This is a genomic window from Butyrivibrio sp. (genome assembly GCF_017940685.1).
Taxonomy (GTDB): Bacteria; Bacillota; Clostridia; order Lachnospirales; family Lachnospiraceae; genus Butyrivibrio.
Map to the genome: position 1 here is coordinate 1 of NZ_JAGAYD010000067.1, position 12,329 is coordinate 12,329.

Below are 12,329 nucleotides of genomic sequence, written 5' to 3' on the forward strand. Positions count from 1 at the left end.
TATATCTTATCATTATTATAATACACACTCAAATAAAATTCAAGCAGAAAACGGCGTAAAACCGCGTTTTTTTCAATGTTTGTCACATCAGCCATGGAGCAAAAAGAGGTTTTGAGTAACTATTGTACGACTTTTAGGATAGCAACTATTCACCAGTTGGGGATATACTTGTTATGGCCATAATAGGTATTTTCCTGATACTGATTCGTGCGGCCTTTATTAAACAGACCAAGGAATTCAGGATCTTCAGGCATGCCCTGATCACGCTGCTTCTTGCTGCCATCATGGATATTCTCTATCATGCCTTTTTGGTAAATATTGAGCATGTTCCCAATATGCCAATATATGTCTTCAGGTTCTTGTATCATTTCCTTTTATTCCAGGAATTTGTTCTTTATGTGAGATATTTTGAGTACACTTTGCAGATGGTGAGAAAGTGGGAAAAATCCTACTGGTACACGGCGCTTTCAGGCTTTATTGTTTTTTCTGTTATAGACATATTGGGAAGTGTATATAAGTTTGGATTTTACATTACAGAGGATAAAAAGGCCCTTTATGGTCTTAACCTCTTTCCGTTCCAGTATCTTTTCTTTGTAGGAATTTTATTTGTTCAGATGCTCATGTACAAGAAAAGAGTTTACAGGCCCATTATCGGGGCATTTCTGGCAGCCCTGACCATGTCGCTTTTAGTCATGTATCTTCAGGGGACTCATCATCAGCAGTCCTTTACTACTGCGACATTTCTTTTCCCGGCCTTTGGCGTTCTATATCTTCTTCATGCAAATCCCTATGATCCGGAAATGGGTACCTTAAGGCTTGATTCCTTTGAGTCGTCAATATCCTACGCTGCGCAGCACAAGACCAGGCTCATCATGCTGAGTCTTTTTATGCACGAATTTGACGAGGCGGGACGCAAGTATCCAAAAGAGATGAAGGATACCATAAGGAAATACACAGAGAACTACTACAAGAATGCCACAATTTTCCAGATATCAGGTGGAAGACTTATCCTGACTGCAGAGCTTTCGGCAAATCTGGACTATGAAGCACGGACCCAGGAAGCGCTTAAAGTATTTAAGGAGCAGTACAAGGTATACGGTCAGGACTACAAGATAGTTATATTAAACAGTTTTGAAAGCATCACAGATCCTGATGACTACATAAATCTTATTCAGTACGTAGAAAACAGGATGTTTGAAAATGAGATCCAGTTCGTAGATGAGCAGCTTCTTGAAAAGTACTTAAGTCACAAGTATATCGTGGATGAGCTTCAGGATATCAATGAAAAGAAGGACCTTTATGACGACAGGGTAGTTGTTTATTGTCAGCCTGTTTATAACTTAAGGACCAGGAAATTTGACACTGCAGAAGCTCTTATGAGGATGCGGCTGGATAAGACCGGTATGGTATTTCCTGACAGGTTCATTCCTATTGCTGAAAAGCACGGATACGTCCATCAGCTGAGTTTGATCATTCTGGCAAAGACCTGCAGACAAGTAAAAAAGATGATGGATGAGGGCTATCAGGTCCAGAGAATATCAGTCAACTTCTCCATTTTGGACATCAGGGAGAAGGAATTTAGCGACAATGTCAAAAAGATACTGGCAATGAGTGGCATTCCATTTGAGAAGATCGCTATAGAGATCACTGAGAGCCAGAATGAGAAAGACTTCTCCATTGTAAAAGAGAAGATAATAGAGCTAAAGAAAAGCGGAATAACCTTCTACCTTGATGACTTTGGAACAGGCTATTCCAATTTTGAGAGGATCATGGAGCTTCCTTTCGACATCATCAAGTTTGATAAATCCATGGTGGTTGCAGCAAGGAGCGACGCAAAGTCAGAGACCATGGTATCTTACCTGGCCCACATGTTCACCGATATGAACTATGCAGTTTTGTATGAGGGAATAGAGGACGAGGTGGACGAAGATCTTGCAAGCCGCATGTACGCCAGATATCTGCAGGGTTACAAGTACTCAAAGCCCATACCAATCGAAGATCTTACACACTTTTTTGTAAAAGAAAACGGCAACTGATCTATTTAGATCAATTGCCGTATTTTTTATAGTACTGCGCTGTTTATAGCGTTGTGGACCTTAGCGGTCATCTCATCTGAAAGCTGAATGTTCAGCATATCAATAACCCTGTTATCTATTGAATATCCCAGCCTGTTGGCATGGAATCTGAAATCATCTCCATGAGTCATATCGTAGCTGCTCTTCATGCTGTCAGAAAGCGTCTTGGTGGCAACCATTGAATCGTAGGCCTGCTCAAAGGCTTCGCCAAATTTTCTTTTGGTTTCTTCATCCAGACCGTTTAGCTCTTTTACGGACCTGGAAGCTGCCTCCTGATTGAGATATTTACTTGTTATTCCGTTTGCAGTCGCCAAGAAGTTAAAATCCATATTCTGCCCTCTCCTGAAACATTGTCAGAATATATATCGGATGCAGGAGGAAAAAATTAAGAGGGTTTAGTTGTCTTTTTTTACCCTTGTCTTTCTGTTATAATTTCATCTGTATAGGGAGGGCAGAAGTATGCCAAAAGTATCGAGTAAAGAGAACAAAAATCCATATTTCAAAAGGAGGGAGGAGCTTAAGCTCACCAGAGATCAGGCCAGCGAGCTGCTTGAGTCCATTCCACCTGAGAGAATAGAAAAGATTGAAAACGAGAGAGTATCTCCACATCCTGACGAGATCATGATCATGGCGGACAAGTACAAGTCCCCTGAGCTTTGCAACTATTACTGCTCTAATCAGTGCCCAATTGGGAAGAGGTACGTTCCTGAGATCAAGATGCAGGATCTTTCACAGATCGTCCTTAACACTGTGGATTCGCTTAACACAGTTCAGGACCAGCAGCGCAGATTTATCAATATCGCAGCTGATGGTGTCGTTGACGACGCTGAGATCGACGATTTTGTGGACATCCAGGAGGAGCTTGAAAAGATATCCATCGCAGTTGAGACTTTGCAGCTGTGGTCAGAGCAGATGCTGGCCAACGGCTCCATCAACGTTGAAAAATACGAAGCAAGAAAGAAACTGAAAAACAAGCAGGCTAAGGAGTGATGAGGGGATATGGATTTTTTATCCTTAGGCTATATTGCGTTTACAGCAGCCGCTTTAGTTTTATATTACAGACTTCCAAGGGCCCATCAGTGGAAGGTTCTGCTTGTTGCTAACCTATTATTTTACCTTCTTGTTGGCAGATGGAACATCGCCTTTATCCTTGTTACGGCGTTTTCTGTGTGGTATGCAGCCATCCTCTTAGACAGGCTTTCAGAGCAGTTTAAGGCCGCAAAAAAGACCGCTGAGAGCCGCGAAGAGAAGAAGGCCCTTAAGAGCAGATTTCAGAATAAGAAACGACTTGTGTTGTTCCTGGCACTGGTCCTGAACTTCGGGATACTGGCGTTTATGAAGTACTTCCGGGTAATGGGATCCTGGGGTCAGGGACTTTTGGTGCCCCTTGGTATCTCTTTTTACACCTTTCAGGCAGCATCGTATCTTGTTGATGTCCACGGCGAGAAGTATGAGGCGGAAAAGAGTTTTCCAAGGTTCCTTTTATTTGTATCCTTCTTTCCACAGCTGGTGCAGGGCCCTATTAACAGATATGGCAAGATGGGACCACAGTTTTTAAAAGAGCACAGCTGGTCAGCGGAAAGAGCTAAAAGAGCAGTGATACTGATCCTCTTTGGACTTATGAAAAAGTACGCTGTAGCCAACATGCTGACTGACAGCATAGCAAGGATATTTGATTCACCGGCTGATACGATCCCAGGATCACTGGTGGTATGTGGCATTTTACTTTATTCAGTCCAGCAGTACGCTGACTTTTCAGGCGGTATCGACATTGTCCTGGGTGTGGCTCAGCTTTTTGACCTTGAGATGATGCCAAACTTCAGACAGCCCTATTTTGCGGTTTCTCTTGGAGATTTCTGGAGAAGGTGGCATATTTCACTGGGAGCATGGATGAGGGATTATGTTTTTTACCCATTTGCGCTTTTAAAGCCCATGCAGAACTTTGGAAAGTGGTGCAGCAAGCATCTTGGCAAGCACTTTGGAAGGGTGCTTCCTGCGGGAATCGCCAATATCCTGGTGTTTTTCCTTGTTGGCGTGTGGCACGGAGCCTACATGCACTATGTGTGGTGGGGACTTTATAACGGGATTGTCATTGCCCTAAGCGATATTTTGGAACCGACCTTTGGGAAGGTGTCAGAGCTTCTTCATCTGCCGCTAAAGAGCAGAGGGATGCACATTTTCAGAATTATAAGAACATTTGTTATTGTAAATATTGGCTGGTACTTTGACAGGATTGAGGACATGGGTCAGTGTTTGGCCTGCTTTGGAAGAACTGTTTCTGCTTTTAAACCAAGTGAGTTTTTGTATAGCTTTAACAACGTCTGCCTCAATCCGGATCTTGTTAAGCCCATGTACGTTCTTGGCGGAATGGCCATTGCACTTGTTGGAACTGTGGTCATATTTGCAGTTAGCCTTTGGAAAGAGCTCCATCCAGAGGAGAATATCCATGAAAGGTATGGGAATAAGGCTCTTACAGGTCTTTCCTGGGTATTCCTTTCAATGATGGTCCTTGTTTCCTTTGTATTTACAACAACTACAGGAGGTTTCCTATATGCGAATTTTTAAAAAGTATGGAACCTTCTTGTGTTTCATATTATTGTTCATAATATTAAATCTTGGTTTATCATTTGCCCTAAGACCATATAGCGGATCCGGATCAGAGATGTGGAAGGGATTTGCTGCTAAGGGGCAGCTGGACATGGTATATACCGGTACTTCTTTTTGCCTGTGCGACGTGGATCCTGCGCTGGTGGATGAGGTGACAGGCCTTAAGTCCTACAACATGGGCACCAATATGCAGTCTATCCAGAGCTCATATATAGCCCTCAAACAGGCTATTGAAAGAGGCGGCATAACAAGGGCAATCGTTGGCATTGACCCGGAGATCATGGAGATGGGAAGGCAGGATAACTTTAGGGCTGAGGCCTGCTTTGTAAGGAATTTAAGTGACACTCTGCCTGTTTCGAAAAAGATCGCTGCAGATGCAAGTTTTGTGGCATCCAAAGACTTTATTGGAACCCCGTCATCAGTTCTTTACTACTTCCCATGGACTTATGACAGGGTTGGTAACCCATCCTTAAACATCAGGGAAAAAACCCAGGGGCAGATCCTTGATATGACTGACCACAGGGATGAAAACGGTCACTACGGCTCTGATGAGATTTACGGCGAAGGAAGGCATTTTATCGACCTTACAAGCCTTGTTCAGTGGAACAACGAGGTTGATGACCTGTATTATATAAATGTTCAAAAGGACAATCTGGATACCCTTGAGGATATGGCAAAGCTTTGCAATAAGGAAAATGTGGAGCTTTTTGTCATAGCATTTCCTACAACCCAGGCGCTGTCTGTCTACAGACTTGACAGTTACCAGGAATATACAGATCTTATCAGAAACACGCTCTCTAAGTACGGTGTTGAGTACTATGACTACAACCTTGCAAAAGAGGAGTATGTGGACGTATTTAACCTTGAGATCTACAGGGATAACGGACATCTTAATAACCGCGGAACAGAGCAGTTTTCAAAGGCTCTTGGTACCATGGTGACAAAATATGAAAAGGGCGAAGATGTAAAAGAAATGTTCTACGACCTTCCGCCCTATGAAGGGAACTAAGAGATGAGCTATTGCAACAGCGTTCTTGACCTTATAGAAGGTCAGGCCATTATCAATAAGGACAAGATTGCCTTTACAGATCCGGCAAAAGAGATATCTTTTGGCCAGTTATATCTCTTTTCCAGGAAGATAGGAACGTTCCTGGCAGGCAGGATTGAAAAGAGGAGTCCAGTCTCTTTTTACATGGAAAAGAGCTGCGATGCGGTGGTTGGAATGTTTGGCGCCGTGTACGCAGGGGGATTTTATTCGTTTTTGGACGTAAGGCAGCCAGTTGCAAGGGCTGAGAGCATCCTTAACACCCTTAAACCGAGGGTTGTGTTTACGGACGCCTCAATGCTTGATAAGGCAAAAGAGCTGTCGCTCCCAAAAGGGTGCGAGCTTATCCTTCTTGATGAGCTTATTTCGAAGATGGATGAGCTTCCTGTGGACGATGAGAAGCTTGGAAGTATAAGGGCTCTTTCCCAGGATATTGATCCGCTCTACGTTAATTTCACCAGTGGAAGCACCGGCGTTCCCAAGGGAGTTACTGTGTGTCACCGCTCAGTGCTTGAATTTATAGGCTATTTTGTTGATATATTCGGGATCGAAGAGGGAGATGTACTGGGTAACCAGGCACCTTTTGACTTCGACGTATCAGTTAAGGATGTATATTCAGGACTTATGACAGGCGCAAGAACAGCGTTGATACCAAGGGACTATTTCAGTAACCCCATGACCCTTATGGACTACCTTGCGGACCAGAAGGTTACTGTGATCGTGTGGGCTGTTAGCGCCATGTGCTTTGTATCCATCATGAACGGCCTTGAGTACAGGAATCCTGAGTCAATCAGGATGATCATGTTCTCGGGAGAGGTCATGCCAGTTAAACACCTTAATCACTGGAAAAAGTTCCTTAAAGAGGCCACCTACGTTAATCTCTACGGACCAACTGAGATCACCTGCAACTGCTCATATCATGTCCTTGACAGGGAATACGAGGAAAATGAGGTCATTCCTGCCGGAATACCTTTCCCAAATGAACATGTCTTTTTGCTGGACGAAGAGGACAAGCTGGTTACGGAGCCTGGCATGGAGGGCGAGATCTGCGTAACAGGAACAAGCCTTGCTCTTGGATACTACGGCGACAAAGACAAGACAGACGCTGCATTTATGCAGAACCCATTAAATAAGCTTTTCCATGAGATGATGTACAGGACCGGAGATATCGGAAGATACGATGAAAACGGCATTTTGTACTATGTTTCAAGGAAAGACTTCCAGATCAAGCACATGGGCCACAGGATCGAGCTTGGAGAGATCGAAGTTGCTGCAATGGCCACAGATGGCGTAACAAGGGCCTGCTGTATCTACGAGCCGGATAAAAAGAAGCTTATCCTGTTCTACACAGGAGATAAGGATAAAAAGGAGCTCCAGGCGCATCTTAAAGAGGATCTTCCGCCCTATATGATCCCATCTACAGTTAAGGCGCTAAAAGAGATGCCAGTTAACAAGAACGGTAAGATAGACAGGACCTATCTTTTAAAGGAATGGAAAAATCTATGACAACAGAAAACCTTAAGGAAATAGCGGGTAAATACGGCACTCCGTCATTTCTTTTCGACGAAAAAGCTCTTAAAACAAGGCTTAGAGCTATAAAGGAGATCGTAGGGGACAAGGTGACTTTGTGCTTTAGCATCAAGGCCAATCCCTTTCTGATCCCTGCGATGCGGGAGGTTACTGAGCGGTTAGAGGTTTGCAGCCCGGGAGAGCTTGATATTTGCAAAAATCTCGGAGTTGCCCCTGAGAGGATTGTATATTCAGGCGTAAATAAGACTGAGGATAATGTACGGGACGCAGCAGAGTACGGCGTGGGCATCTATACTGCAGAATCCTTAAAGCATGTGCTCCTTCTTAATGACGAGGGAAAGCGCATAGGAAAGGCTCTTCCTGTGCTTCTTAGACTAAACGGCGGAAGCCAGTTTGGTATGTCCAAGGAAGATCTTTTTAAGGTCCTTGAAAAGAGAGATAGCCTTGATGGAATTGAGATAAAGGGAATCCACTACTTTGTGGGAACTCAGAGAAAAAAGCTTACTCAGCAGCAAAAAGAACTTACCATGCTTAAAGATCTCTACGACGAGATAGAGAAAACCTATGGCATAAGACTTGAAAAACTTGAGTATGGCCCAGGACTTCCTGTACCTTACTTTGATACTGAGGATTTTAGCGATACTTTGGCCCCTGTAAAAGAGATTTCTGACGCCCTTAAGGAAACAGCCACATGGTGCGATCTGACCGTTGAAATGGGCAGATTTTTCACTTCTGAGTGCGGATACTATCTTACTAAGGTCATGGATATAAAATCCGGGGAAGACACCAATTATTGCATTTTAGACGGGGGTATGAACCACCTGACCTATCTTGGGCAGATAATGGGTATGAAGATCCCTGTTATTCATAAGCTTGAGGCTGAAAATAGAGAAGATATCGATGTAGAGATCAATAATACCTTCGGAGAAGCAGAGCTTTGCGGCAATTTAGAGGATGGAGCAGCCGACTATGCCCTCTGCGGAAGCCTTTGCACCACTGCGGATGTCATTGTTAGGCAAATTAGGTTGCAGGATTTGAAAATAGGGGATATACTTGCATTCTGTAACGTTGGAGCATATTCTGTTACAGAGGGAATATATTTATTCCTCAGCAGGACAATGCCAAGGATTCTCCTTGCCAAGGAAGATGGCAGTATCGTCGTGGCAAGGGACTTTACTGAGAGCAGCGTCTTAAACTATCAAAGTAAACAGTAAACAAGAGATTAAGGAGATTTTTTGATGGAAGAGCTTTTGGATATCCTTTCAGAGATCAAGGATGACGTGGATTTTGAAACAGAGGACAGGCTTATTGATGATGGAATACTGGATTCTTTTGATATTCTCCAGATCATAAGCGCATTAAATGATGAGTACGACATTTCAATCCCAGCATCTGAGATCATCCCGGAGAACTTTAACAGTGCAGAATCACTGTGGGAGATGGTACAGAGACTTCAGGAGGACTGATATTCAGTCCTCTTTTTTTATTCGATGAATTCTTCGTATCTTCCGTAGTTTTCAGCATTTAAGTAAGCTTCTATGGTGATACCGTCTCCTTCATAGGCAACGGATACGACCTGGGAGCTGTTTCTTATCTGGCTTTCAATGCCGGATTTGTCATAGGGGATCTTTAAGGTGCAGAGCCTAAGTGACTCATTTAGTTTCTTTTCTATGAGATTTACCAGTTCCCTGATGCCAATCCCGCTCTTTGCAGAGATATAGATCTTATCACCCCTTAAAAGGGGAATATCAACGCTTTCAAGCTTTTCAGCCTTGTTCATTACAGTGATCCTGGGGATATTGCCAGCTCCAAGCGAAAGGAGCGTCTTCTGCGTAACCTCTGAATGCATCATATAATTTTCATCTGACGAGTCTATCACTTCCACGATAAGGTCCGCAAACAGGGCTTCTTCCAGGGTTGAGTGAAAGGCGTTGACCAGGTCAGTGGGAAGATCATTGATGAAGCCAACTGTGTCAGATAAAAGAAAGGCTCTGCCACTGGTTGTTTCGAGCTTTCTGACGGTTGTGTCAAGAGTTGCAAAGAGCATGTCTTCAACATAAACCTTCTGACCAAGATCTCCACCATACTCATCTATGAGCTTGTTCATAAGAGTGGATTTTCCTGCATTTGTGTAGCCTACAAGGGCAACAAGAGGAATTCCTGCTGATGAGCGCTTATTTCTTTGAAGCTTTCTTGTCTTTTCAACTTCCTCAAGTTCACGGCGGAGAAGGGCCATCTCTTTTTCAATCTTACGTCTGTCCAGCTCTATCTGCTTTTCTCCTGAACCCTTATTGGACAGGGAACCGCCTGTTCCTCCCTGTCTTGAGAGGTTTGCCCTAAGGCCAACGAGCCTTGGGAGCATGTATTTAAGCTGGGCATAGTCCACCTGGAGCCTTGCTTCCCTGGTTCTTGCTCTTTCTGCAAATATATTGAGAATAAGACCTGTTCGGTCAATTACTTCAACATCAAGGGCCTTGGAGAGGTTTGCAAGCTGTAAGGGAGAAAGAGTGTTGTTAAATATGGCTGTGTCGATGTCGTACATTTCGATGACAGCCTTGATCTCCTCAATTTTTCCTGAGCCTATATATGTAGCGGAGTCCTCTGCTGCAAGATTTTGTGTGGAATTCATCACAGGATCGATGTCGCAGGCCTTGGCAAGGCCCTTAAGCTCATACATTCCAACCTCAAAATCCTCGTCGCTTACGCGCCCAATCTTAGCGCCAACCAGCACAGCACGCCTTTTTTTGTCGTTTCCAGTTTCATAAACCTTAGTATTACTCAATTAATTACTCCTCAAAATATAAATATAGATACATATTACGTTTTTTTGTATAATCTGTATATAAGAATTGTTTTGCCAGAGTTGAAAGATATTCGTATAAAGAGTCAGAGAGACATATATCAAGGAGGTAAATTGATATGGGCATTGATAAGGATTTAAATGGCGCACTTAATGATGACGCACTTGAAAACGTAGCTGGTGGCATGGGAGACGTACAAAACCTGGTGTACAGTGATAAAACCAATAAGAAGGTAGTAACTACTATCCAGAAGGGCAAGGCTAAGCCAGCAGGAAATCTTCTTTACACTGAAAATAAGTCTGGCAAGAAGGCGGTCGAAGGCAAGACTTTTTCAGGTGATGTCATAGGAAAAGGCACAATGTGCTAATAAAACGTAGTGTTTATCAGTGTTAACAGCATCCTAGGAGAGCAGGAACCGCATAGTTCCTGCTCTTTTTTCATCTTTCTTAACCAATTCTTACAGTTTTCTTTCCTGTTATTTTATAGGGAGTTTATCCTTTTTATAATTATGAACCGTATAATTATGTGTAAGATAACGAAAACGATTAAGGAAAATAACAAGGGGAAAAATCATGCAGGGGAAAATAGTTAGGTTAAGGGAGATTGATGATATTGCACTTGGCTTTATCTTTTTAGGAATAACAGCTTTAGTACTTGGAGTAGCAATGCTAATAGGGAGCGTAAGTGGTCTTGTATATTTTGCAAATCACGGACTCAGGGCTACAACGCTAATGGTGAACACTATGTATAATGGAATTGCTTTTGTAATCTGCTCAGGAATGTCACTTCTTATGACTTCAATGCTGATATTTACCATCAGAAATGAGATTGTTTTAAAGGGAATTGAATATATTTCGCTTTTGTCAGTTCTTTTTACAGCAGCAAACGTGATCAGGGAGCTTGTGCAGGGAACTAACTTCTTTGAGTTTGGCGTAGCATTTGTAGCACTGGCCATCTGCGGAGTGTTGTACTACGCGATCTGCAACATCAAAAAGAGGATCGAGTACATGATGGATCTTCAGAAGATCAGAGATACTCTTGAGGATTCCTTAAAAGATGTTGGCTGATGACATATGATACCCCGTTGAACTGGTTTTCTCTAAAAAGAGAGAGATCAGTTCTTTTTTTTACTGTTTTTGTTATGTAATCGCCAGCTTAACGTATATATAATGTCTATATAGCAAAGAAAAATCAGTTTTGCTTATGAACACAGAACTTTGAAAAAGAAAGGGGATAGAAATATGCAGATCACATTAGAAGCAGTAGAAAAAGTTATGGAACAGACAGGGGTTGATTACAAGGCAGCAAAGGAAGCTCTTGTCAAGACAGATGGAGACGTTGATGCAGCAATCAAGCTGATCTCTCCTGACACCAAGGACATTAGCGATGACATTAAGGAAATGATGGATAAGCTTAAAAAGAAGGTTGAGGAGGGAAACGTTGACAGGATCCAGATCAAGAAGGGCGACGAGGTTGTATTCAGCGTTCCAGTAAATGTTGGTATCGTTGGCGGACTTTTAGGACTTGCAGCAGCACCTTGGGCACTGATCGCCGGATCAGTTGCAGCATTTGGACTTGGATGCAGGCTAGAAGTTGTTAAAAAAGACGGAACCACAGACGAAATTAAATAATAAGATAAAGGTAGGGCGGCTTGCTTGATGCAGGTCGCCTTATTTTTTATAATAAAACATATCATTTTTGTTACGGAGAAAGCTGTTGAGTTATAGATTAAACGTCCCTTACAGGGAGAAAGATCAAGCAAAAGCATATGGTGCCAAATGGAACTGGGAAGGGAAGTACTGGTACTGCACAGCTCTTACAGAGGAGCTAAAGCGCTGGTACGACGGCCCTGAGGAAGGTAGAGATGAAAGCGCAGATAATGTAGTGGCTGGAGCGCCGGTAGCGCCTTCGGCTGTGACTTTGGCGGGCTTTGGATCTGCGGGCACATCCGGGGCTCAGGCTGATGACCCTTACGCCAAGTATAAGAGCGTATCTGAGATAAATTACCTCATAACCGACCAGTTTGAGATGAATCCTGCATTCAGGAATATACTGGTCAAGGGAGAGGTTACCAACTACATGGGCCCTAACAGCGGCAATTACCACTTTCACATCAAGGACGAGAAGTCGCTTCTTTCCTGTATTTTGTGGAGGAGCACAGCTCAGAGTGCCTTGAAATTTCAGCTTGAAGCGGGAAAACAGGTAGCCATCGCCGGAAGCCTTAACTATTCAGAAAAGAGCGGAAAAACGAACCTCATCGTCAGGCAGATA

At 43.2% G+C, this 12,329-nt stretch carries 13 protein-coding genes; 11 read left to right on the forward strand and 2 right to left on the reverse strand.

Going from position 1 to position 12,329, the window contains the following annotated elements; all coding sequences use genetic code 11:
- Nucleotides 1-173: 173 nt before the first annotated feature.
- On the forward strand, nucleotides 174-2,036 hold the full coding sequence (locus tag J6I68_RS04890; RefSeq protein ID WP_292218007.1) for an EAL domain-containing protein: 1,863 nt from the start codon (nucleotides 174-176) through the stop codon (nucleotides 2,034-2,036).
- Nucleotides 2,037-2,062: 26 nt separating this feature from the next.
- On the opposite strand, the gene J6I68_RS04895 is transcribed toward J6I68_RS04890, so the two are convergent.
- Nucleotides 2,063-2,404, reverse strand: coding sequence for a hypothetical protein (locus J6I68_RS04895; protein WP_292218009.1), 342 nt, complete (start codon nucleotides 2,402-2,404; stop codon nucleotides 2,063-2,065).
- Between the two features lie 130 nt (nucleotides 2,405-2,534).
- On the opposite strand from J6I68_RS04895, the gene J6I68_RS04900 reads away from it, so the two are divergent.
- From J6I68_RS04900 to J6I68_RS04925, 6 genes are read left to right on the forward strand one after another with little or no spacing between them, the layout of a single operon-like run.
- Nucleotides 2,535-3,065, forward strand: coding sequence for a helix-turn-helix domain-containing protein (locus J6I68_RS04900; protein ID WP_292218010.1), 531 nt, complete (start codon nucleotides 2,535-2,537; stop codon nucleotides 3,063-3,065).
- 9 nt (nucleotides 3,066-3,074) lie between these two features.
- Nucleotides 3,075-4,640 carry an MBOAT family O-acyltransferase gene (locus J6I68_RS04905; RefSeq protein ID WP_292218012.1) on the forward strand — a complete coding sequence of 522 codons (1,566 nt, stop codon included), beginning with the start codon at nucleotides 3,075-3,077 and terminating at the stop codon, nucleotides 4,638-4,640.
- Nucleotides 4,627-5,691, forward strand: a complete 1,065-nt coding sequence (locus J6I68_RS04910; protein WP_292218013.1) for a hypothetical protein — start codon at nucleotides 4,627-4,629, stop codon at nucleotides 5,689-5,691. Before J6I68_RS04905 ends, J6I68_RS04910 begins: the two co-directional genes overlap by 14 nt.
- A gap of 3 nt (nucleotides 5,692-5,694) precedes the next feature.
- The gene (locus J6I68_RS04915) at nucleotides 5,695-7,233 is read left to right on the forward strand and encodes an amino acid adenylation domain-containing protein (RefSeq protein ID WP_292218016.1); all 1,539 of its coding nucleotides are present in this window, start codon (nucleotides 5,695-5,697) and stop codon (nucleotides 7,231-7,233) included.
- Nucleotides 7,230-8,471, forward strand: coding sequence for a diaminopimelate decarboxylase family protein (locus tag J6I68_RS04920; protein ID WP_292218018.1), 1,242 nt, complete (start codon nucleotides 7,230-7,232; stop codon nucleotides 8,469-8,471). The genes J6I68_RS04915 and J6I68_RS04920 overlap by 4 nt, the downstream gene beginning before the upstream one ends.
- Nucleotides 8,472-8,495: 24 nt before the next feature.
- Nucleotides 8,496-8,723: an acyl carrier protein gene (locus J6I68_RS04925; RefSeq protein ID WP_292218023.1), complete on the forward strand. Its 228-nt coding sequence runs from the start codon at nucleotides 8,496-8,498 to the stop codon at nucleotides 8,721-8,723.
- A gap of 17 nt (nucleotides 8,724-8,740) precedes the next feature.
- On the opposite strand, the gene hflX is transcribed toward J6I68_RS04925, so the two are convergent.
- Nucleotides 8,741-10,039, reverse strand: a complete 1,299-nt coding sequence (gene hflX, locus J6I68_RS04930; protein WP_292218025.1) for a GTPase HflX — start codon at nucleotides 10,037-10,039, stop codon at nucleotides 8,741-8,743.
- A gap of 137 nt (nucleotides 10,040-10,176) precedes the next feature.
- On the opposite strand from hflX, the gene J6I68_RS04935 reads away from it, so the two are divergent.
- From J6I68_RS04935 to J6I68_RS04950, 4 genes are all read left to right on the forward strand, one after another.
- On the forward strand, nucleotides 10,177-10,425 hold the full coding sequence (locus J6I68_RS04935; RefSeq protein ID WP_292218026.1) for a hypothetical protein: 249 nt from the start codon (nucleotides 10,177-10,179) through the stop codon (nucleotides 10,423-10,425).
- Nucleotides 10,426-10,630: 205 nt separating this feature from the next.
- Nucleotides 10,631-11,125 carry a hypothetical protein gene (locus J6I68_RS04940; RefSeq protein WP_292218028.1) on the forward strand — a complete coding sequence of 165 codons (495 nt, stop codon included), beginning with the start codon at nucleotides 10,631-10,633 and terminating at the stop codon, nucleotides 11,123-11,125.
- 174 nt (nucleotides 11,126-11,299) lie between these two features.
- The gene (locus J6I68_RS04945) at nucleotides 11,300-11,689 is read left to right on the forward strand and encodes a DUF4342 domain-containing protein (protein ID WP_292218030.1); all 390 of its coding nucleotides are present in this window, start codon (nucleotides 11,300-11,302) and stop codon (nucleotides 11,687-11,689) included.
- 85 nt (nucleotides 11,690-11,774) lie between these two features.
- A partial coding sequence (locus tag J6I68_RS04950) for an exodeoxyribonuclease VII large subunit (protein ID WP_292218033.1) occupies nucleotides 11,775-12,329 on the forward strand: 555 nt, incomplete at its 3' end.